The sequence below is a fragment of the Microlunatus ginsengisoli genome, assembly GCF_039537205.1.
In the GTDB taxonomy this organism is placed as follows: Bacteria; Actinomycetota; Actinomycetes; order Propionibacteriales; family Propionibacteriaceae; genus Microlunatus; species Microlunatus ginsengisoli.
The window spans coordinates 14,215-36,117 of the sequence record NZ_BAABAB010000002.1 but is presented as its reverse complement, the minus strand read 5'-3'; the positions used below and the strand labels follow the sequence as shown (position 1 = coordinate 36,117).

Here is a 21,903-nt window from a genome sequence, read left to right as displayed (position 1 = left end):
GCTCCGCCGGATCTCGCTCGTTCGTCGTGTTTTGTGCCGACGAAAAGCGTATCGGCACAAAACACTCCTGCACTCCCGAGAGGCTGCGCACATGACCGATGCTCGCCAACTCGATCGGGAGGAGCTCCGCGACGAACCGGCATCCTGGCCGGTGGTCGCCGAGCGCGTGCTCGGCGCCGGCGCGTTCACGTCGCTGCTGCAGGACGACATCCTCGCGCCCGACGGGCAGACCTTGAGCCGGGAGTACCTGCGGCATCCGGGCGCGGTCGGCATCATCGCGCTCGACGACGCCGACCGGGTCGCGGTGGTCCGGCAGTACCGGCACGCCGTCCGGCACCGGCTGCTGGAGCCGCCGGCCGGGCTGCTCGATGTCGCCGGTGAGGACCCGCTGGCCGCCGCCGAGCGCGAGCTGGCCGAGGAGGTCGGTCTCGCCGCCGGCCACTGGGACCAACTCGTGGACCTGTTCACCACGCCCGGCATCATCGGCGAGCGGCTGAGGATCTTCCTGGCCCGCGACCTGCGCCCGGTGGACGCGCCCGAGGGGTTCGTCAAGGAGGGCGAGGAGGCCGAAATGGAGCTCAGCTGGGCCCGGCTGGACGACCTCGTCGCGGCGGTGCTGGCCGGACGGCTGCACAACCCCACCCTGGTCGCCGGGGTGTTGGCGACGTTCGCGGCCAAGGCCCGGGACGGATTCGCCTCGCTCGGCGGGTGATTCGACGGGTCGGCGCCCGTCCTCCCGCTGATCGCGAAGCCGAGCGGGCATCATCCGTGGCGTGGGGCTCACGGGCGGTTCAGTGCTCGAAGCCCCAGGTGCGGTCCGTCAGCATCCGGGCCACGGCCAGGCCGATCGACAGGGCGCCGATCACCAGCGTCGCCTGGACCGCGTACGACAGCGCCGCTGCCGTGTCGCCGGTGGAGACCTCGTACACCGCCCGATAGGCCGTGGCTCCCGGCACCATGATCACCACAGCCGGGACCGAGACGGTGACCCGCGGGACGTCCAGCCGTGGTGCCACGGCGGCCGCGAGCAGGCCGACCAGCAACGCGGCACCCGCCGCAGCGGCCTGGATCGGAACGCCCACCTCGACCAGGGCGAGCCGTCCCACGTTCGCGACCATCCCGATCGCCGCCGCGCCCACCGCCATCGGCCACGGACTGTTGAACAGCAGGGCGAAGCCGAGCACGCCGACGAAGCTGGCCACGAACCGGAGCGCCAGCTCGAGAGCGAACGGGAGCCCGAGCGGGGGAGCCTGCTCGGGGCGGAGCCCGACCGAGATCGAGACGGCCCAGACCGCGACGGCGGCCGAGATCAGCACCATGCTCGCGTACGTCAACCGGGCGATGCCGGCCGAGAAGTCGAGCCGGGCGAGGTCCAGCGCACCGGTCACCAGGGCGAAGCCGGGGATCAGGAACAACACCGCCGAGACGTAGCCGGCCTGATGTCCGACCGTGGTCAGCCCTAAGACGTGGGCCGCGCCGACCAGGCCGAGATAACACAGCGCCGCCGAGGCCGCGGCCAGCATGGTCACGCCGAACTGGTTCCAGCCGCGATGCAGCCCGGACCGGCGGACTGCCTGACCGATACCCGCGGCCACGAAGACGGCGGCGATCTCGACCGGCCCGCCGTTGTTGAGGAACGCGAACGCAGCGCAGGCGATCGCGGACCAGAGCGCGTTGGGCAGGCGGGAATAGAGCGGGCGGCGCGCGGCGATCGCATCGAGCCGCTCGGCGACCTCGTCGACCCCGACCTCCCGGCCGCTCGCCGTGGCCGCCTGCTCGACCCCGCGGGCCAGCCGCTCCAGCTCGGCCAGCCGGTCGGCGTCGATGCCGATCGACCGGACCTCGGTCACCTCGGTCCGGAAGCTGCGGCCGCGATGGGAGGTCGTGGTGATCTCGGTCAGCGTGACGTGGGCCTGGTGCCGCTCGATCCCGACGGCGTGGGCGATCCGGGCCATCGACGCCTTCACCCGATACGAGCCGGTGCCGGCCGACAGGCTCAGGGTGCCCATCCGCAGCGCGACCCCCGATCGGCGGATCAGCTGCAACTCGTCGTCGTCCGGGGCGGTGCTCATGGGCACCATGATCGAGGGTCGGACGTTTCGGCCGGACGCCGCGAGGTTGCGGTGCGGTGTCGGGCGCCGCGGCCGACCGGGGGATAGCTCCACCCGATCCCTGAGCGGTGATCCGGGGCGGGTCGGGTCGCGGGCTGGATGCCGGCGGCCCCGCGGCGGCGGAACATCGCCGGGGTGACCACCACCACCGCAGTTGTCGACACCGGCCTCGACCGGCCCCCGCACCGCCTCGCTCGCCGGATCGGCTGGGGCAGCATGACCGTGCTGTCGCTCGCCGTGGGAGCGTACGCGATCTTCCTCGTCGCGACCGGGTTCCGGTTCGTGCCGGCGAGCGTCAGCGGCAACGGCTTCCCCACCGCCCTCGGGCTGCGGACCCACATCGCCGCGGCCGGACTCAGCCTGGTCGCCGGCCCGTTCCAGTTCCTCCGGCCGCTGCGCCGGCGGTTCCCGGTGGCGCACCACGGGATCGGCGCGGTCTACATCGTCGCCGCGCTGGTGGGTGGCACGGCTGCCGGGCTGATCGCGCTGTTCACCACCGGCGGGACGGTGGCCGGCGTGGGGTTTCTCGCGGGGGCCGTCGCGTGGCTGACGTGCACGATCGTCGCGCTGGTCGCGGTGAAACGGCGCGACTTCCTCGCGCACCAGCGCTGGATGATCCGGTCCTGGGCGATCGCGTTCGGGGCCGTCACGCTACGGCTCTATCTGCCCGGCGCGATGGCGGCCGGGTTCGAGTTCGCCCAGGTCTACCCGTACGTCGCCTGGCTCTGCTGGGTGCCCAATTTGCTCGTCGCCCAGCTCTTCGTCCGCCGGGCCCGCGGGGCGGCCGACTTCTGACCCTGGCTGTGTAAATCGGGGCGATCCGAACCGGGGCGTTCTGAGCCGGGACGTTGTGGCCCGGGGCCGGCGGAGCGCGGGCACTATGCTCGGCGCAGGTCCACCCCGTCGTCCGGAGGGTCGCCGCTGATGCTGGTCGGAGTGCCGAGCGAGGTCAAGAACCACGAGTACCGGGTGGCGCTCACCCCAGCCGGCGCCCACGAGCTGATCCGGCACGGGCACGAGGTCGTGATCCAGTCCGGTGCCGGCCGTGGGTCGTCGATCGCCGACGACGAGTACGCGGCGGCCGGCGCCCGGATCGCCGCCGACCATGATGAGGTCTGGGGCGACGCCGAGCTGATCTTGAAGGTGAAGGAGCCGGTCGCCGTCGAGTACGACCGGATGCGCGCCGGTCAGGTGCTGTTCACCTATCTCCACCTCGCCGCCGGCCGGGACTGCACCCGGGCGCTCCTGGACCGCGGAGTGACAGCGATCGCGTACGAGACCGTGCAGCTGACCGGCGGCACGCTTCCGCTGCTGGCGCCGATGAGCGAGGTCGCCGGCCGGCTGGCGCCCCAGGTCGGCGCCTATCACCTGATGCGCTCCCGCGGCGGCCGCGGCGTCTTGATGGGCGGTGTCTCCGGGGTCCACGCCGCCAAGGTGGTCGTGATCGGAGGCGGCGTGGCCGGGATGAACGCGGCCGCGATCGCGCTCGGCATGCAGGCGGAGGTGCTGCTCCTGGACACCGACATCGACAAGCTCCGCGATGCCGACCGGATCTATCGCGGACACCTGCGGACCATCGCCTCGAACGCGTACGAGATCGAGCGGGCGGTGCTGGACGCCGACCTGGTGATCGGCGCGGTGCTGGTGCCGGGCGCCAAGGCACCGACGCTGATCGGCAACGACCTGGTCGCCCGGATGCGGCCCGGCAGCGTGCTGGTCGACATCGCGATCGACCAGGGCGGCTGCTTCGAAGACAGCCGGCCCACCACCCACGCCGAGCCGACCTACGTCGTTCATCGCTCGCTCTTCTACTGCGTGGCCAACATGCCGGGCGCGGTGCCGCACACCTCGACGTACGCGCTGACCAACGTCACCCTGCCGTATGTGCTCCGGCTGGCCGACAAGGGTTGGCGGGCGGCGCTGCGGGCCGACCCTGCCCTGGCGTGCGGGCTGAACACGCACGCGGGCGAGATCGTCAACGCCCCCGTCGCGCACGCCCACGGGCTGACCCACCGGCCGCTCGCCGAGGTGCTGGGCTGACCACCGTCGCGGAGGCCGTCGACGCCTATCTCAGCCACCTGCGGGTCGAGCGCGGGGCGTCCCCGCATACTCAGGCGGCGTACCGCCGTGACCTCGCGAAGTATGCCGACTTCCTCGCCGCCCGAGGGATCGGCGAGCTGGACGAGGTGACCAGCCGGCAGATCTCCGACTTCGCCGCGGACCTGCACGCCGGCGTCCCGACCACGGACGGCGACGGCTGGCAGCGGGCGCCGCTGGCCGGCTCCAGCGTGGCCCGGGCCGTCGTCGTGGTCCGCGGGCTGCACCGGTTCGCGCTGGAGGACCGGGCCAGCGAGGAGGACCCGGCCCGCGTCGTCCACCCGCCGCGGCCGCCGAAGCGGCTGCCGAAGGCGCTGAGCCTGGACCAGGTGCAGGCGATGCTCGACACCCCGGTCGACGACGACCTCGGGCTGCGGGACCGGGCGCTGCTGGAGCTGCTGTACGGCACCGGCGCGCGGATCAGCGAGGCGGTCGGGCTCGATGTCGACGACGTGGCCCGGGTGCTGGACACCGACCCGGCCGAGCGGGTCGCGCTACGGCTGCTCGGAAAGGGCAGCAAGCAGCGGATCGTGCCGCTCGGGTCGTACGCCCGGGATGCGCTGGCCGGCTATCTGGTCCGGGCCCGGCCGGTGCTGCGGGCCCGGAGCGAGGGCGGTCGAGGCGGCCCCGGGCTGTTCCTGAACGCCCGCGGCTCCAGGCTGTCGCGGCAGAGTGCGTGGACGATCGTGCAGACCGCCGCCCGGCGGGCCGGGATCACGACCGACGTGTCGCCGCATACGCTGCGGCACTCCTACGCCACCCATCTGCTGGACGGCGGCGCGGACGTACGTGTGGTGCAGGAGCTGCTCGGGCACGCGTCGGTGACCACCACCCAGCTGTACACGCTGGTTACCGTCGACCATTTGCGCGAGGTGTATCTGGCCGCCCACCCCCGCGCCCGCTGAGAGGCGTACGCCGGGATCGGACAGGATGGGCGTATGTCGTTCAGCTCGCTCTATGCGCACGGCTTCGCCCGGGTGGCCGCGTGCACGGCCGACGTGTTCGTCGCCGACCCGGCGCGCAACGCCGCCAGCGTGGTCGACGTGTCGCGTCGGCTCTCGGCCGACGGCGTGGCCGTCGCGGTGTTCCCCGAGCTGGCGCTCACCGGCTATGCGGTGGAGGACCTGCTGGGGCAGGACGCGCTGCTGGACGCGGTGCATGCCGGGCTGGGGGACATCGTCGCGGCCAGCGCGGACCTGCTGCCGGTGATCGTGGTCGGCGCGCCGCTGCGCGACGGCGGCCGGCTGTTCAACACCGCTGTGGTGATCCACCGCGGCGCGGTGCTCGGGGTGGTGCCGAAGGTGCACCTGCCGAACTACCGCGAGTTCTACGAGCGGCGGCAGTTCGCCTCCGGCGCGGGCGTCGCGGCCGCGTCGATCCGGGTAGCCGGGCAGTCCGTGCCGTTCGGGACCGACCTGCTGTTCGCGGCGACCGACGTCGCCGGGCTGGTCGTCGGGGTCGAGATCTGCGAGGACATGTTCGTGCCGGTGCCGCCGTCCAGCGGGCTCGCCCTGGCCGGGGCGACCGTGCTCGCGAACCTGTCCGGCAGCCCGATCACCATCGGCCGGTCGTCCACCCGCAGCGTGCTGTGCCGGACCCAGTCGATGCGCTGCCTGGCCGCCTATCTGTACGCCGCCGCGGGCCAGGGGGAGTCGACCACCGACCTCTCCTGGGACGGGCAGACCAGCATCTTCGAGAACGGGCTCGAGCTGGCTCAGGGGGCGCGGTTCGAGGAGGACCCGCAGCTGACGATCGCCGACGTCGACCTGGACCTGCTCCGCCAGGAGCGGGCCCGGCAGGGGACGTACGAGGACAACCGGCGGGTGGTTTTCCCGCACGGCCCGGCCTGCCGGACGGTGCCGTTCACCCTCGACCCGCCGGCGGGCGATCTCGGCCTGCGCCGGGTGGTCGAGCGGTTCCCGTTCGTGCCCGCCGACCCGGCCCGGCTCGCCCAGGACTGCTACGAGGCGTACAACATCCAGGTCGACGGCCTCGCCCAGCGGCTGCGCGCGATCCACACCGAGAAGGTGGTGATCGGGGTGTCCGGCGGGCTGGACTCCACCCACGCGCTGATCGTCGCCGCCCGGGCGATGGACCTGCTCGGGCTGCCGCGGACCAACATCCTCGGCTTCACCATGCCCGGCTTCGCCACCATGGACGCGACCAAGTCCAACGCCTGGCGGCTGATGCGCTCGCTCGGCATCACCGCGGCCGAGCTGGACATCCGGCCCGCCGCCCGTCAGATGCTGGCCGATCTCGATCATCCGTTCGCCACCGGTGCGGAGCTGTACGACGTCACCTTCGAGAACGTCCAGGCCGGGTTGCGGACCGACTATCTGTTCCGGCTGGCCAACCACCACCGCGGGATCGTGCTCGGCACCGGTGACCTGTCCGAGCTGGCGCTGGGCTGGAGCACCTACGGGGTCGGCGACCAGATGTCGCACTACAACGTCAACGGCGGGGTGCCAAAGACGCTGATCCAGCACCTGATCCGCTGGGTCAGCGGGCTGCCGGTGTTCGCCGGTGAGGTGTCGGACGTGCTGACCTCGATCGTGAACGCCGAGATCTCGCCGGAGCTGGTCCCGGTCAAGCCGGGGGAGCCGCCGCAGAGCACGGAGAAGGCGGTCGGGCCGTACGAGCTCCAGGACTTCAACCTCTTCTACACCTTGAGATTCGGCTTCCGGCCGTCGAAGATCGCGTTCCTCGCCTGGCACGCCTGGCGCGCCGTGGAGGACGGGCCGTGGCCGGTGGGGTTCCCGGAGGAGCGGCGGCGGGCGTACGATCTGGCGGCGATCCGCGGCTGGCTCGTGGTGTTCGTGAAGCGGTTCTTCGGGTTCGCCCAGTTCAAGCGCTCGGCCATGCCGAACGGCCCCAAGGTCTCCCACGGTGGCTCGCTGTCGCCGCGGGGGGACTGGCGGGCGCCGTCGGACGGCAACGCCGAGGTCTGGCTCGCCGAGATCGAGCGCAACGTGCCAGAGACGGCCGACTGAGGTCCCGGTCCGCGGCGGCCCCGCTGCGAAGACGGCGTGGCGGCCCGGTGCGGCGCAAATTCCAGCCGCGGCGGGAGTTGGCCGCCCATCCGCCCGGTGTGAGCCCGATAATCCGGCCGCGGCGGGAAGTTGGCCCGTTCGCCCTGTCGTCGAGTTGTCGAGCCGTCACCTGCAGCTGGCTGACTGCGAGACATTCGTCAGCGCCGACTGTCGATTTCGCGCGGGCCCAGACGTAGGGGAGGTGACGATCACTGTCGGTCGGTACCTCCGGCCGACTCGACTCGAGGAGGAGATCGTGGCGAAGTTCGTGTACGTGTACACCGGTGGGGCGATGGCGGAGACCCCGGAGGCGCAGCAGGAGTCGATGAACGCGTGGACGGCGTGGTTCGCGGGCCTGGACGGCGCAGTCGTCGACATCGGCAACCCGTTCGGAGAGGCGTCGACCGTGACGAGCGCCGGGTCGACGCCCGGGGCAGCGTCGGGACTGGGCGGCTACTCGATCATCGAGGCGGATTCCCTCGACGCTGCCGCCGCCAAGGCCGCCGGATGTCCGGTGATCGGCTCCGGAGGCAGTGTCGAGATCTACGACGCTCTGCCGATGTAGCACGCGGCCCGGAGCGGGTCGACCCAGCGGTCGAGCCGAGCCTTCCACAGGGCCTCGGCTCGCGGCCGTTCCAGCCCCTCGACCGTCGGGGCTCGACCCGCGATCGGCGTGAAGCCCGGGTTGACGCGGGTCCGTTCGCCGTGGCGCTGGTCAGATGGTGCGGTGGGTCATTGATTCGCCTGGTCGGGTGAAGATGCTGAGGATCTCGGCGGGTTCGTGTCCGGTGCTGCCGAACCAGTGCGGGACCTGGGTGTCGAACTCGGCGACTTCTCCGGGCCCGATGATCCAGTCTTGGTTGTCGAGCACCAGGCGGATTCGACCGCTCAGGACATAGATCCACTCGTGTCCGTCGTGGGCTCGCGGTTCGGGCGTGGTCTTGCTGGTGGGGACGACGATCTTCCAGGCCTGAACGCCGTCGGGCTGTCGGGTCAACGGGATGATCGTCCGACCTTTGACCCGGCCAGGTTTGAGCCTGATCCGGGGGTCGCCGACCTCGGGGGCCCCGACAAGATCATCCAGCGGCACCCGGTATGCCTGCGACAGCGCCAGCAGCAGCTCCAGGGTGGGGCGTCGCTGGCCGTTCTCGAGCCGCGACAGCGTGCTCTTGGAGATGCCGGTGGAACTCGCCAGAGCAGTCAGGGTCGTCCCGCGCTGGGTGCGGAGCCGTTTGAGGCGCGAACCGACCCCGTCGAGCGCAGCGGCGATCCTCGCCGAGGTGTCGTCCATGAGCACTGATTCCACTGCGTTTTCCCGGGAACGGCAACGTTGGTGGTCCTAGACCCGAGCCGTCTCCACCCTGGTGGACATGACTTCGTGCGACGTGGCTGTAGTTGGTGGAGGTGCCGCCGGATTGTCGGCGGCCTTGGTCTTGGCGCGGGCCCGCCGCCGAGTCGTGGTCGTCGACGCCGGCCGTCCACGCAACGCCCCGGCAACCCACTTGCACGGGTACTTGTCTCGCGACGGGTTCTCACCCACCGAACTCTTGGCAGTGGGCCGCGCGGAGGTGAACGGCTACGGCGGGCAGATCATCTCCAGCACGGTGATCGAGCTGGCCCGCGACGAGCCGGCCGGGTTCGCCGTGCTGTTGGCCAGCGGTGAGCGCATCTCGGCGCGACGGCTGCTGGTGACGACCGGGCTGCGGGACGAACTCCCCGACATTCCGGGGCTGCATGATCGATGGGCCCGAGATCTCCTGCACTGCCCGTACTGCCACGGGTACGAGGTTCGAGATCGTCAGCTCGGTGTCGTCGGCGGCACCCCAGGCGCGGTGCGCTACGCCCAGATCGTGCGGCAGTGGAGCCGCGACCTCGCGTACTTCACCCCGCCCAACTCACTGACCGCAGTCGAACGAGGCCAGCTGACCGCCCGCGGTGTCGCCATCGTGGAGGGCGAGATCACGCAACTCGTCATCAACGACGACCGGCTCGTCGGTGTCGAGATGGACGACGGGTGCGTGGTGCCATCCCAGGCGCTGTTCGTACCGCCTCGTTTCGTGCCACAGAACGGGCTACTCCTCGACCTCGGCTGCACCGTCGATTCCCATGGCTGGGTCACCACCGACCCGACCGGCCGCACCAGCGTGCCCGGCGTGTGGGCTGCCGGCAACGTGGTCGACCCCCGCGCTCAGCTGATCACGGCCGCCGGCGCCGGCTCCGCAGCCGCCATCGCTGTCAACGCTGACCTCGTCGACGAAGACGTCAACAACCTCATGCCCCGCCCGAACACGCGCCTCGCGTCCTGACCACCAGACCAGCGCCTCCACCTCTCATCCCACCCCGTCTCCCAGGAGTCATCATGGCCAGCCCGACATCTATGGCGACGTCGACCGCCGCCGTCGAGTCAGTCGAGAATTCCGCAACGCTGCCGGTGTGGCGGCTCGGTGTTCTCCGCGTCGGATACCTGGTGATGGGCGCGGGACTGGCGGTCAAGAAGTGGCCCCTGCTGCTCAACCATGATCAGTGGGAGCTGAGGGAAGGCACCGTGCTGTGCATGCTCGTCGCCCTGTCCGTGCTGGCCCTGCTCGGACTTCGCCATCCCACCCGGATGCTGCCCATCCTGCTGTTCGAGGTCGCCTGGAAACTGATCTGGCTGGTGGTCGTCGCCCTTCCGCACTGGCTGGCCGGCAACCTCGACACCGCAACCACTGACCAAGCCGCCGCCGTCGCATGGGTCGTGATCATCATCGCCGTCGTCCCCTGGGGGTACGTGGTCCGCCACTACATCTCAGCTCGCGGCGAGCCCTGGCGCCGCCGCCGATGACACCGTGACGGCCACGACGCCACCTCGCACGCGCGCGGCAGTTGGATCATCTGGCTCACGGCCAAGGGGTTTCACACCCTCACCCATCACTGCAGACACCCCCACCGAACCACCCCAGGAGAACTCATGACCAAGACCTTCCCGACCGCACCATCCACGTCAGTCGGGCCGCCGACCAAGCATCAGCTCGCGCTCATGATCTGGCTGGCCGTGTTCCCGACCCTCACGATCCTGAACGTGGCGTTCGGCCCCTGGCTTGGCGCCCTCCCGACCGTTGTGCGGACCTTCGTCCTCGCCACCGTCGCCGTGCCGATCGTGATCTACGGCCTCATGCCCCAGCTGCACAAGATCCGCATCCGCATCCTGACCCGGTTCGGCACAGTCAGCGGCGGCGCGCGGTGAGCCGCGGGATCACGATGTCGACACCGGAAGGTGACAGCGCAAGGTCCCTGCCGTTGGCTGATCGCATCCGCGTCGAGCGAGGGTGAACAACCGGTACTTCGCGGACGCGACGGGAGAGGGAGTGGCCAACGACCAAAAGACAGCTCGGACCTTCGGGGTGCTGTTCATCGTCACCTTCCTCACCTCGATCCCTGCCGCGCTGCTTCTGCAACCGGTGCTCAACGACCCGGCCGGCTACCTCACGGGGGCAGGGCAGGGCACGCAGATCCGCCTCGCCGTGTTCCTGGAGTTCCTGCTGATCATCGCGAACGTCGGAACGGCTGTCGTGCTGTACCCGATCGCGCGGCGCCGGAGCAAGATCCTCGCCATCGGGTACGTCGCGGCTCGAATCATCGAGTGCGTCTTCATCGCCGCGGGGATCCTTTTCATGCTCGGCCTCGTCAGTCTGCATCACGACTCCCCAGGCTCGACCGACCTAGCCCTCATGCTCGCAGCGCTCAAGGACTGGACGTTTCTCTTGGGCCCGGGCCTCGTGGTTCCTCTCGGGAACGGACTCATCCTCGGCTACCTGATGTACAGCTCCGGGCTCGTCCCACGCCGAATGACCTGGCTCGGCATGATCGGCGGGCCGCTGCTCCTGGTGGGCAACCTCGGCGTGCTCTTCGGCCTGTGGCAACCGACCGCAGCGGCGGGGTTGTTCGTAGCCCCCGAGTTCCTGTGGGAACTGCTCCTCGGGATGTACGCGGCGCTGTGGGGACTCCGGTGTGCTGCACCCGTCGTCGCCGGGAGTGAACGATGACATCGCGCACACCGGAATCGCTCCCGCCCGCAGACGCCCCGCCACACCCGCAGGCATCCACCGTGGACAGGCTTGTGGCCTTGTCCGGCGTCGCGTTCGCCCTGCTGCTGGTCGGCGGCTGGTTCCTGAGCGGTGGCGACGCACCGGACTACGCCGCAACCGACTCGGACTGGACCAAATGGGCCGGCAACAACCGCACCGGAAGCGGGATCGGGGCCTTCCTAGTCCTCGTTGCCGCCCTCACGTTGCTGCACTTTGCCGGAACGATCCGAAGCGTGTTGGGAAGATCGGATACAGGCGCCGGGATCGGTGAGCTTGCTCGTGTCACGTTCGCCGGTGCCGCCATCGGTGGGGCGAGCATTGCCACGGCCATCGTGACGGTCGGCGCAGCCACCAGCGAGGGTTCCCACGCCGATCCCGTCGTGAGCAGAGCGGTCACAGCCGCATCCGCCGGCCCTTACCTCGTCGCCGCCATGGGCTTTGCCGCAATGCTCAGCGCCGCCGGGCTTGCGACCCTGCGCAGCGGTGTCTTTCCGCGGTGGACCGGAATCGTGGCACTGACCGGCGCCGGCGCGTTTCTCATCACCCTGTTGACCGCGGTCGTCGGCACGAGCAGAGACAGCGCGTTCGGCTACGCATTCTTGCCCGGCATTCTGGCGCTCGTGATCTGGTCAACCGCTACAAGCCTCACCAGATACCGCGCCCTCGGGACCGGCCTTCGCGGACTGCACGTCAAGCCCGCCTAGATCCGGCACGTGGCGTACCCGCGCCACTCGAGGCGTGACGCCTCTCGCCCGGTCGACCACGTCGGCCGCGCGGGGCCAGCCGCGGACGTACCCGCGGTGCCCCTCGGATCAGCAATGTGGTTCGCCGCGCTCGTGGGGGGTGCCTTGTGTCGTCTCTGGGTGAGGGCGCCGACCGGAGACTCATTACTGGCGGGTGAGTGCGCTGGATTTGGACATGGCCGAAAGCGGACATCCCGGTGACGCGGACGCTGTCACGGTTTAAGGTTCAACCGAGGGTAGGTTGAGGGGTTCGGGGTCGAGGTTGGCCGCAGCGTGCGGACGTCAGGGTTCGCGGCGGGATCGGGGTCGTCTCGACGGTGAGGGCCGCAGCAGTCTGGTCGGGGGATGCAGATTGCCGCGGCCCTCATCGCTGCCGCTGGGCGGCGGAGGATCGGGGGATTTCCCTTCGCGTGTCCAGCGGCCGGCCGACCCGTCAACCCCAGGGCTGCCCGGGGCAGGGTCTCTTGACGCTGGGGATCGGGGGTTCCCGAGCGACATGATCAGCGTAGTGGTCGATTCGCGGGCCTTACGGCATGTTGTGTGTCAGCTTTAGGCAATGTCCTCAATAGGACGCGGTGTGGGTGCCGGGCCGGCGACGAAGCGCAGCAGTCGCGGCTGTGAGGCTTCGTGGCCAGAAGCGGGCCCAGAGCCTTGCCCGGTCGCGGTCTCGTAGCCGCGACCGCAAGCGGGCAAAAGGGCGCACACGCCAGCAAACTCGGGATATGTTGCCAATGTGACCTGGAAGGTCTACACCGCACTCACGCTCGCGATTGTCGCGTGTGCTGCGCTCGTCGGCTTCGTCATCGTGATGGGCATGTTGACTAGCGAGTACTGGTGCTCAGACCGCTGGCCGTGGTGGGGCCCGCCGCAGGATCCGAACTCGGACTGCACCGGACATTCGTGGGCGAGCAATCATCCCGACGACTACCCGTGGACGATGCCCAAATAGGGCTTCGATGTCGCGGATTTGCACGCGATGCTGACTCCTTTCTCAGCCCGCTTGCGATGAACACCGGGGGCGAGCGCCGGTCGACCTCCATCGCACGGTGCCGGCGGATACCCTGATTGGGACGACGACCGAAATGTGATGGTGTCCGCGACCGCCCGGTCGTGACCTGACGGTCAGTCACGGCGACGAGGCACGCCCTGACGAGGCGCCTTGCGATCGCTGCGCGAAGAGCCTCGTTTGTGGTGGCCACCCGCGCTTTGATCTGCGTGACTATGCCGGGCGCGACGTAAGGTGCCGTCGATACGGTGCTGGGCGAGCGCTGGTGAGGTCGTGCACGGTGACACCCACCCTGAACGCTACGCTGCAAAAGCACCCGGAGGTGGCTGCAAGCGTGCCTGGAAGTCATGGAGCGCGGCCCCCAGTTCCTTGGCGACGAGCTAGGTGAGGTCGCTGACGGTCTGCGGTTCATCAGTGGTCGGATACGCGTGCGCTCCACGATCGGAGGTCTCGGCCCATTGGAAGGTCACCCGCGCGTTCGAATTGGTTGGCCAGGGCACGTAGCAGCAGCGCCCATTCCGTCACGATGTCGGCAAACTCGCCGGGTTGGGGTCTTGGCAGGCCGCCGGCCGCAGTTCCGATCGACGACGAACCTAGTCCGAGATCGCGTTCGAGGGCGAATGCGAGAAGGTAGTGGGCCTCGAGACCGAGTCTCATGGCGGCAGACGGGTTGCTGCGGAAAAGAGAGTTCGCGGCCTTTCCGGCCGTCCGGGCTGCGGGGATGAGTTGTTCTGGTTGGGTGCGAAACACGGGCACGCACACCGGCTCGATCGGGTGAGTGAGGAGTAGCTCGACAAGATCACGGTGGGCGGGGTCCGTTCGCGTCAGTTCGTGGACGGTTGCCTCGAGGCCGCGCGTCGCCGCGGACAGGCAAGGGGACTGTGCCCGGCGCTGCCCAGTCAGAGTGGTGACGGGCTGGGCGCCTAACCAGGTGAGCGCGGACCGGGCATTGACTGTCTCAGCGGACCTGAAGAGGGTGGTCAATACCTCGATTTCGACGCTGAGAGCGCCAACAAGATAGGCGGTGGTCGATTCTGCCTCGGGGTCGACTGTTCCACCCTGGAGCGCGGTGATCAGCCAGCTCACGCCAGTTTGTGCGGCGGCCAACGCCACGTCTGGATCGCCGTAGGCGCCCAACACGTCGGCGCCGATCATCAGTACGCGAGCGAGCCCGAAATAGTTGTGGTCGAGACGGCTCGGCGAAGCAAATCGTATGTACGAAATGATGCCGGCTTGGACATCGACAACGGCAGAGGCTCCTGACCCGAGACAGGCGTGGGCGAGACCCCGACGCACCTGGACGTCGGCGAGGTAGCCGGCTATCCGGGAATTGGAGGTGTCAAGGCGCTCGTAGTTTCGGAGTGCCTCGGTCAAAACGGCAATTGCTTCAGTGAAACGCGCGGCTGTGTTGTAGGCCCCGCCGAGACTGTACAACGCGCCGGCAAGGCCTTGGATGTGGCGCGGATCCAGCGTCGCTCGGGACAAGACGCGGGCGAGCTGGGCGGCTTCCTCGAGATCGGCGATGGCGCCGGAAACATCACCGGCGGCGTACGCGCTCTGTCCCCGATCAACCAAGAACCCAGCGTGTTGAGCGGCTGAGAAGTCTGATGCGATGGTGTCTGCTCCTCGTGTTAGTCGGGCAGTATGCCGGCGGCGCCGGGCCCGGTGCTGTGGCCGTGCAGTGCTGGTGTAGGCGGGCGGGTTTTCCGAACTGTCCGAAGGAGAGGGCGAACGACGACCCGGCTCCGGCCTCGCTCAGGAGGAGGGACGATTGCCAGTCGTCCCGCCACAGGCCGGACCTCCCCATGTCTCGAGTGTCACAAGGGTGTGCTGAACGTCGCAGAGGAAGAGCTGAGCGTGGACGCGTGCCGTCTCGACCGCGTGGCGCCGCTCGTCGGGTGCAGCCGCGGCGAGAGCTGCGAGACGTGAGGCGTGCCCCTCCAGCCTTTTCCGGCCCCAGTTGGTCATCGCGCGACGGGACCGAGTCTCCGCCGCAGCACTGCGGGCGAGAAGCCCAGCTTGGTAGCGCTCCGGTTGGCACGCGAGGCTCTCTATGCGGTTTCGGGCGTCCTCCTCCGCAACGCGGAGAATCCGGCGTACCTCCTCGGTAGACAGGGAGAACTCGTCGGACGGCGTGCCCATCCCGTACTCGATCGCGTCGAAAGCGACGCTGAGGCTGGACTCTTCATGGCGCTCGAGGTCGAGGCACATGCGGTCCTTGAATGTCTTACTCAGCGCAGTGAAGTCCGGCATGTCCAAGAGGGCTTCGCAGACGGGTGTCCAGAACCTGATGGTTCGGCGCAGAATTCGCCCGAGGCGCGCGATCGGCTCATCGAGCGCGCCGTCAGCGGGGTCGAAATCGGCGATCTTCAGCTTGAGCAGCTCGGTGGCCACCATGACGTCTCCATACTCCAGGTAACGTCTACGTTGACGTTTATCGGTACTGGCGGTGCTGCGGTCTCCGAATCGAACTCAGGACACTGTCGCAGTCGGGAGCACGCCCAAGCCTCACCTCAGCGAATGAGTCTCAGGACTGTAGCGATCCTCGGCCACTGGCTCGACTGAGCGAACTCCATCGTCGATTCTGGCGCCTCGCCACACCCTGAGTGTCCAGATACCGATTGTCAACGTTGCTACTCCCACGATCAGCAGGTTTCGTGAGTCGGCTTGACGACTGACCATGTAGGCCAGCATTGTGAAATTCGCGAGCCAGGCCACGAGCACGATGATTTCGGCCGTGAGGTGTTCACGGCGGAGGTTGGCGCGGCTACATAACCTTGCCCTCATTCGGCGTCCACAGACTGCGCAGGTCAGTTCCCGCCAGGCCACACCGTTCAGCGGTCTGGCCGGGAACACAGTGCTGCCACCCGATCCGAGTGAGCAATGCAGACGTACCCGCGGCACCTCCGGCCAGTTCCATCGTGGCATTCGATGTGCCCTCCCTTTGGAGCATGTCGTGGATCGTGTAGGCAGCGTCAACGCGTCATGGGTGGGAGGATGAACCGCCCCGGATTGATCATCCTTGAGTCTCATGTCGTCGACGCGAATTCTGATCAGAGTGCGCCGTCGGTCGTTGACCAGGAGAGCCAGCGCTGCAGCTGCGTGTCGAACTCGACCGGGCCGGTGCGGGCCCGACCTGGCTGGATGCGGAACGACTGGTGTCAGGGAGCGACGGCGATGGCAGCGAGTACTCCATGGATTCTGTGCCCAGGTAGCGGCTTGACACCTTTCACCATCCGAGTCGGTCCGGCCGTGCGGTGTAGCCTGGACGGCCGGGTCTGTCCGCGCCGCCAACATCCTTGAACGCCGTAGAAGGCATCGCCACCCCCCCTTGAAACGATTCCCGGAAGGGCCGTGTGAGTCGGCGGGAGATCCAGACGATGTCATCGCAGGAGTCTCTCCATCTGGCTGCAATGCCGCTTGACGAACGTCCCTTCGTGGTGACCATTGTGGACGCCGTCGACGTGCTGTGTTGTCGATGCCGGACAGCGCCGGACACGGCCAGACAAAGTGGTCCGCCGCGCAAATGGGAATCGGCGTTTGGTCGACGGGAGTTCCTCTAGCCTGTCGCCATGTCGCGGCGAGGTGGTTCGTCGCCGCTCGAAAGTCCGAGTGAGCGGTCGAGCAACGTGGAGCGTTCGGCCCTCGCCGACATCACGACCCAGCCTGAGCTTGCGGAGCTGCTCCGGTGGTTGCGCCGCCGCGACGCGCGACGGAGCGGAAGATCTGAGCTGACTTATCGGGAGCTGGCCGCTCGTACCGGCTGGTCGCACGCCGTGATCGGTGAGTATTTCACTGGTCGTGCGTTGCCTCCGACGGACCGATTCGACGAGCTCGTCCGATGGTTGGGTGCCTCGCCGGCGGAGGCAGGCGTGCTCGGCACCGTGCGTGACCGGGTCGACGAGCAGCGGCGAGCGGGCCGTCCGGCTCCTCGAGCGACGGGATCCTCCACCGGCCGGCCCGTGCCGGAACAACTGCCCGCCGACGTCGCCGGCTTCACCGGCCGGGCTGATCACGTAGCTGCATTGAACAGGCTGCTGGAAGCCGACGGGACCGGGTCGGTTGTGGTGATCTGCGCGGTCTCCGGCACGGCCGGGATCGGCAAAACAACGCTGGCGGTGCATTGGGCGCACCAGGTACGCGACAGGTTTCCCGACGGACAGCTCTTCGTGAATCTGCGCGGGTTCGATCCGGCCGGCTCGGTGATGGACCCGGAGGAGGCGATGCGGGGGTTCCTGGATGCGCTCGAGGTAGCACCGCACCGCATCCCGCTCGGGCTGGACGCCCAGGCCGCACTGTATCGGAGTCTCGTGGCCGGCCGGCGGATGTTGATCGTCGCCGACAATGCTCGCGACGCCGAGCAGGTACGCCCGTTGCTGCCCGGCGCGCCCGGCTGCCTGGTGATCGTGACGAGCCGCAAGCAACTGCCTGGTTTGGTCGCCGGGAGCGCCGCGCAGCCTGTGACGCTCGATCTCCTCACCCCCCTGGAGGGCCGGGAGCTCCTCGGTCACCGACTGGGCAATGCTCGGGTGGAGGCCGAGCCGCAGGCAACACGCGAGATTGTCGCGCGTTGTGCCCAGCTGCCCCTCGCCTTGACGGTCCTCGCGGCCAGGGCCGCCAGTCATCCGCAGTTCCCCTTGGCGGCGCTGGCTGCCGAGCTCCGCGATGCGCGCGCCAAGCTAGACGTCTTGAGCAGCGACGACGCCACCACTGATGTGCGCGCGGTCTTCTCCTGGTCCTACCATGCCCTCGGCGGTGAGGCCGCTCGGCTGTTCCGGTTGCTGGGACTCCATCCCGGGCCTGACATCTCTGCCCCGGCGGCGGCGAGTCTGTGCGGCTTGCGAGTCGATGAGGTGAGGCGGCTACTCACAGGCCTGGCCCGGGTGCATCTGCTGACCGAACACACCCCCGGCCGGTATGGCTTCCACGACCTGCTCCGTGCGTACGCCTCCGAGTTGTGCCGTGCCACCGACAGTTCCGCCGAACGGGACGCGGCGCAGCGCCGGACGTACGACCACTATCTGCACAGCGCCAACGCGGCCGACCTCCTGTTACACCCGCATCGCGACCCGGTCGCCCTCCTCGCACCCAGCACGGATATCAGCGCTGAAGAACCGCAAGGTCAGAACCAGGCATTGGCCTGGCTCACCGCCGAACACACCGTACTGCTCGCGGTGCTTGATCAGGCCAGCGACGACGCACGGTTCGACACCCACACCTGGCAACTCGCCTGGTCGCTCACCACCTATCACCGCCGCCAAGGACTCTGGCACGATTGGTGCACGACCCAGAACATCGCGCTGGCGTCCGCCCAACGGCTGAATGATCAACTCGGACAGGCCACGGCCCACCGCTGCCTTGGCTGGGCCTACACCGACATGGGACGCTTCGACGAAGCCGGGCTCCATCTGCACCGCGCGCTCCAGCTCTTCCAGAATCTCGGCGACGAGATCGGGATGGCACGGACTCACCTCACCCGCAGCCGATTAGCCGAACGCGAAGGACGCCTCCAGGATTCCCTTGGTCACAACCGCGTCGCGCTGGATCTGTTCACCGCCGCCGGCCAGAGGATCGGACAAGCCCAGGCCTGGAACAACATCGGCTGGACCCTAGCCCAGACCGGCGACTACACGGCGGCCCTGGAGCCTTGCCGCAAGGCGCTAGCCCTCCAGCAAGAACTCGGCGACGGCGACGGTCAAGCCCACAGCTGGGACAGCCTCGGGTTCGTTCAGCACAAGTTGGGTCGCCACGACCGCGCGATCGACTGCTATCAACACGCCATCCGTCTGTTCCGGGACATCGGCGACCGCTACTACGAAGCAGAAGTGCTCACCCGCCTCGGCGACATCCATCACACCGATGGCAGCGCGGAACCCGCCAGAGCATCATGGGCGCAAGCCCTCGTCATCCTCGCCGATCTTGATCACCCTGACACCGATCGGCTCCGCGAGCGCATCCGAAGACTCGATCGAAACGAGTCCTAGCAGTGCCGCTCAGATCTCGAGCGGTGCCGCTGCAGTCGGGCTGTGCACAGAACCGGCACCCCTTTCGCCGGGCGCGACGATGCCACTGCCCGAAACTGTTCATGCCGCAAGCCGATCCGAGGTGACTGATGAGATCCCAGAGGGCGCGTCAGGCATCGTGCATCCCGATGGAGAGGTCGACTCCGTTGCCTTCGCCGTCGCGCAGGACCACGTCGGCACCAGGCTGCCCGTAGCCCGGCACAGCCCGCCGCTACGGCACACCTCGGCGGTGACCAGCGTGTCTATCGCGACCTGCACATGCCGCACGGCGGTCGGATCGGCGGGCACGGTCAGCGCCCGCGCAGCGGCCGAGATCTGCCGGGCGAGCTCGACATCGCGGGTACTGAGTTCCCGGGATTCACCGGAAGGGATAGCGAATTGATGCTTTGTATGTGGACGGTGCCTCGAGCTTGAACATCAAGCCATGGACAGGCGACCTTGGGTACCGATAGCTTCCCGGGAGTGATCGGAACTTTGCTTCGCTTCGAACTCAAGGATGACGCGGCCGTGCGTGGATTCGATCGCCTCGCGGCAACGATGATTGCAGCTGTGAAGGCCGGCGAACCGGACACTTTGATCTATGTGTTTCACACGGTTGAGGGCGAGCCGCTCTCGCGCGTCGTCTACGAGGTTTACACGGATCAGCAGGCGGCAGAACGACACGGATCGACGGATTACTTTCGGCGTGTGATGGTCGAACTCGAGCAGTATGTGGCGAGCGTTCGCGTGGAAGCCCTTGGTGGGCTACGGGGGAAGGTGTCCGAAATTGGCTGAATGGTCGATTCTAAGTCCGCCGCAGACGTGCTCGCCCCGGGCGGAATTGCCGGTCAGTGACAGTGCTTCTATTCGACGACGACGAGATAGTCGGTAACCACCTCGTTGCCCGTCAGGAAGGCGTACGTCTTGTGCCCGTTCTCGACAGATTCCGGGCGCTCGGCAACAAGTCGATCGAGTTCCTCCGACTTCTCCCCGTCCGAGGATAAGTAGCGGTCCCCGGCCTCAGGACCGTCGATTTCGTGGAATCGCATATTGTCCGGCGCGCTCGCCTCGGTCCCCACGAAGTAGCCGCCTCTTCCATCCCACCAATCCCGGTTGCGTGATGAACGATGCGAACAATCGCTCGAACTCGACCGGATCGGCTCCCTCGGCCAAGCCATCGCGTGCACGCACATCGCGACGACGGTGAGCCGGTTCCCGTGGCTGGCCACCAGCAGCGCGCCGTGCTGGCCGCATCCAGCCGCGGCCGGAAGTTGGGCCGGCGATCGCCCGGTGTGGGCCCGAAAGTCCGGCCGCGGCGGGAAAGTTGGCCATTCCTCTCCCGGTCCTGCCCCGAAAATCCGGCCGCGGCGGGAAGATGAGCAGTCACCCGCCCCGGCGATGCGAGGTCGATTCGCGACACTCGGGCGACCGCGACCGGCATGGATCGCGCGCACCGGCCGGCGAGCACGCGCTCGTACAGCGCTCGGAAAATCCCTTCGCGTCGGACAACCGCGCTGTCACCCTGGGCAGCGGAGCTCGAACGAAGGGAGTCGCGCGATGTCCGAATCGACGGGGGAGTCCCGGCAGACCGTCGAGGTCGACCCGAAGCTGTTCCAGCAGGTGTACGACTCGCCCGGTTCGCTGCCTGGCAAGGAGCGATACGTCACCGCCGCCGACGACGTCGCCAAGATCGAGGAACTGCTCGGGATGAAGCCGGGATCGATCGGCGCACCGCTGTGGGTCAGCGGGGACGACCTGCAGTGTCCGGACTGCGGCCGCTCGCCGAACTGGCTCGACATCGTGTCGTCGGCAGCGCGGTCGGTGCACTCGGCGCAGATGATCGCCCGGGTGATCCTCGGCGACCGCAAGTACGTGAACGTCGAGGTGCCGCACGCGATCAAGGGCGTGCGCTGCGCGGATTGCGGTGCCGCGATCGCCGGAATGCGGAGCTTCAAGTGCCACAACTGGGCGTACGCCTTCGGCGACCTGGAGCGGGAGGTCGAACGCGTCGGCCGGGAGTTCCGCGCGCGGTAGAGGCCAACTCCCCGGGCGGTAGAGGCCAGTTCCCCGCGCGCCCCGGTCTCGCGAGCGATCTCTGCATAGCCTGTGCGACTTCGCACAGGCTAGAGACCATGCGAGGTCGCACAGCCTATGCAGACGTCGGGGAGGTCGCCGTGGCCGCCGACGGCTTGGTCCAGGTCAGCAGGTAGCGCCACAGCAACAGCCGGCGTACGTCGGCGCCCGGCAGCGCCGTACGCGCCACGTCGCGAACCTGCCGGGTGGTGAGCGTCGGGTCCTTCATCGGGACCGCGCCGGGATGCGTGGGGTGCGGCAAGCCCACCCGGTAGGGGTGCCGCACGGCGGTGAAGACCGTGCCGAGCACGTGGTGGACAAGACTCGCGGCGGCCTCGACCGGCAGCTCGCGCGGGAGGTCCGATTTCGGCAGCGCGACCGCGACCAGCACTCCGCCCGGTCGCAGCGCCCGCGCGAGTAGCGGCAGGGCGGTCGCGAGATCGAGATGGTGCAGCACGCTCAGCGTGACCACGGCGTCGTAGCACCCGGCGGGCAGCTCGGCCGTCGTCACGTCGGCTCGCCGGCAGCGGACGTTGGCGGGGACGATCGCGCGGGTCGCCTCGACCATCGCGGGGTCGAGATCGAGGGCGTCCACCTCGTCGGCCCGCTCGGCCAGCCGCACCGCGAGATGGCCCCGGCCCGAACCCACCTCCAGCACCCGAGCCGAATGCGCCGGCAACCGGCGCAGGATCGCACGGTGGTAGTACGCGTTGTGATCCCAGCTCAGCACCCTGCGACGCTACCCATCACCGCGGAACGCAGGGCGAACCCACGG

At 68.6% G+C, this 21,903-nt stretch carries 21 protein-coding genes; 15 read left to right on the top strand and 6 right to left on the bottom strand.

All coding sequences use genetic code 11. The features are described from left to right. Nucleotides 1–91 precede the first annotated feature (91 nt). The gene (locus ABD747_RS00685) at nt 92–712 is read left to right on the top strand and encodes an NUDIX hydrolase (protein ID WP_344801141.1); all 621 of its coding nucleotides are present in this window, start codon (nt 92–94) and stop codon (nt 710–712) included. Nucleotides 713–791: 79 nt separating this feature from the next. Here ABD747_RS00685 and ABD747_RS00680 read toward each other — a convergent pair whose 3' ends face one another. Next, a complete protein-coding gene (locus ABD747_RS00680) occupies nt 792–2,072 on the bottom strand; it encodes a threonine/serine exporter family protein (protein WP_344801140.1) in 1,281 nt (426 codons plus the stop codon). Nucleotides 2,073–2,246: 174 nt separating this feature from the next. On the opposite strand from ABD747_RS00680, the gene ABD747_RS00675 reads away from it, so the two are divergent. From ABD747_RS00675 to ABD747_RS00655, 5 genes are all read left to right on the top strand, one after another. Continuing rightward, nucleotides 2,247–2,906 carry a DUF2306 domain-containing protein gene (locus ABD747_RS00675; RefSeq protein ID WP_344801139.1) on the top strand — a complete coding sequence of 220 codons (660 nt, stop codon included), beginning with the start codon at nt 2,247–2,249 and terminating at the stop codon, nt 2,904–2,906. A gap of 129 nt (nt 2,907–3,035) precedes the next feature. After that, a complete protein-coding gene (ald, locus tag ABD747_RS00670; protein ID WP_344801138.1) occupies nt 3,036–4,151 on the top strand; it encodes an alanine dehydrogenase in 1,116 nt (371 codons plus the stop codon). Continuing rightward, nucleotides 4,148–5,113: a site-specific tyrosine recombinase XerD gene (locus tag ABD747_RS00665; protein ID WP_344801240.1), complete on the top strand. Its 966-nt coding sequence runs from the start codon at nt 4,148–4,150 to the stop codon at nt 5,111–5,113. Before ald ends, ABD747_RS00665 begins: the two co-directional genes overlap by 4 nt. A 33-nt stretch (nt 5,114–5,146) precedes the next feature. Then, nucleotides 5,147–7,198: an NAD(+) synthase gene (locus ABD747_RS00660; RefSeq protein ID WP_344801137.1), complete on the top strand. Its 2,052-nt coding sequence runs from the start codon at nt 5,147–5,149 to the stop codon at nt 7,196–7,198. Nucleotides 7,199–7,493: 295 nt separating this feature from the next. Then, nucleotides 7,494–7,802: a YciI family protein gene (locus ABD747_RS00655; RefSeq protein WP_344801135.1), complete on the top strand. Its 309-nt coding sequence runs from the start codon at nt 7,494–7,496 to the stop codon at nt 7,800–7,802. A gap of 150 nt (nt 7,803–7,952) precedes the next feature. Here ABD747_RS00655 and ABD747_RS00650 read toward each other — a convergent pair whose 3' ends face one another. After that, nucleotides 7,953–8,528 carry a helix-turn-helix domain-containing protein gene (locus ABD747_RS00650; protein ID WP_344801134.1) on the bottom strand — a complete coding sequence of 192 codons (576 nt, stop codon included), beginning with the start codon at nt 8,526–8,528 and terminating at the stop codon, nt 7,953–7,955. 79 nt (nt 8,529–8,607) lie between these two features. Between ABD747_RS00650 and ABD747_RS00645 the strand changes: the two genes are divergently transcribed. The 6 genes from ABD747_RS00645 (at nt 8,608) to ABD747_RS00620 (ending at nt 12,996) form a co-directional block, all read left to right on the top strand. After that, nucleotides 8,608–9,543, top strand: coding sequence for an NAD(P)/FAD-dependent oxidoreductase (locus tag ABD747_RS00645; protein WP_344801133.1), 936 nt, complete (start codon nt 8,608–8,610; stop codon nt 9,541–9,543). 53 nt (nt 9,544–9,596) lie between these two features. Then, on the top strand, nt 9,597–10,061 hold the full coding sequence (locus ABD747_RS00640) for a hypothetical protein (protein WP_344801132.1): 465 nt from the start codon (nt 9,597–9,599) through the stop codon (nt 10,059–10,061). Between the two features lie 126 nt (nt 10,062–10,187). Further along, a complete protein-coding gene (locus ABD747_RS00635; RefSeq protein ID WP_344801131.1) occupies nt 10,188–10,463 on the top strand; it encodes a hypothetical protein in 276 nt (91 codons plus the stop codon). A 121-nt stretch (nt 10,464–10,584) separates the two neighbouring features. Further along, entirely contained in the window at nt 10,585–11,262 is a 678-nt protein-coding gene (locus ABD747_RS00630; RefSeq protein ID WP_344801130.1) for a DUF4386 domain-containing protein, read from the top strand. 80 nt (nt 11,263–11,342) lie between these two features. Further along, complete coding sequence (locus ABD747_RS00625) at nt 11,343–12,008, top strand: hypothetical protein (protein ID WP_344801129.1); 666 nt, start codon at nt 11,343–11,345, stop codon at nt 12,006–12,008. A 772-nt stretch (nt 12,009–12,780) separates the two neighbouring features. Further along, on the top strand, nt 12,781–12,996 hold the full coding sequence (locus tag ABD747_RS00620) for a hypothetical protein (RefSeq protein ID WP_344801128.1): 216 nt from the start codon (nt 12,781–12,783) through the stop codon (nt 12,994–12,996). Between the two features lie 468 nt (nt 12,997–13,464). Here the strand turns inward: ABD747_RS00620 and ABD747_RS00615 are convergent, their stop codons facing one another. Further along, complete coding sequence (locus ABD747_RS00615; protein ID WP_344801127.1) at nt 13,465–14,628, bottom strand: tetratricopeptide repeat protein; 1,164 nt, start codon at nt 14,626–14,628, stop codon at nt 13,465–13,467. A 180-nt stretch (nt 14,629–14,808) separates the two neighbouring features. Then, nucleotides 14,809–15,450, bottom strand: a complete 642-nt coding sequence (locus ABD747_RS00610; protein WP_344801126.1) for a hypothetical protein — start codon at nt 15,448–15,450, stop codon at nt 14,809–14,811. Between the two features lie 1,175 nt (nt 15,451–16,625). On the opposite strand from ABD747_RS00610, the gene ABD747_RS00605 reads away from it, so the two are divergent. Together ABD747_RS00605 and ABD747_RS00600 are read left to right on the top strand one after the other, a co-directional pair. After that, a complete protein-coding gene (locus tag ABD747_RS00605) occupies nt 16,626–19,037 on the top strand; it encodes an ATP-binding protein (RefSeq protein ID WP_344801125.1) in 2,412 nt (803 codons plus the stop codon). A gap of 501 nt (nt 19,038–19,538) precedes the next feature. Continuing rightward, a complete protein-coding gene (locus tag ABD747_RS00600; protein ID WP_344801124.1) occupies nt 19,539–19,850 on the top strand; it encodes a putative quinol monooxygenase in 312 nt (103 codons plus the stop codon). Nucleotides 19,851–19,918: 68 nt separating this feature from the next. Here ABD747_RS00600 and ABD747_RS00595 read toward each other — a convergent pair whose 3' ends face one another. Next, on the bottom strand, nt 19,919–20,134 hold the full coding sequence (locus ABD747_RS00595; protein ID WP_344801123.1) for a hypothetical protein: 216 nt from the start codon (nt 20,132–20,134) through the stop codon (nt 19,919–19,921). A gap of 478 nt (nt 20,135–20,612) precedes the next feature. Here ABD747_RS00595 and ABD747_RS00590 point away from each other — a divergent pair, with 478 nt between their 5' ends. Then, nucleotides 20,613–21,089, top strand: coding sequence for a hypothetical protein (locus tag ABD747_RS00590; RefSeq protein WP_344801122.1), 477 nt, complete (start codon nt 20,613–20,615; stop codon nt 21,087–21,089). A gap of 115 nt (nt 21,090–21,204) precedes the next feature. Here the strand turns inward: ABD747_RS00590 and ABD747_RS00585 are convergent, their stop codons facing one another. After that, on the bottom strand, nt 21,205–21,858 hold the full coding sequence (locus ABD747_RS00585) for a class I SAM-dependent methyltransferase (protein WP_344801121.1): 654 nt from the start codon (nt 21,856–21,858) through the stop codon (nt 21,205–21,207). Nucleotides 21,859–21,903 lie beyond the last annotated feature (45 nt).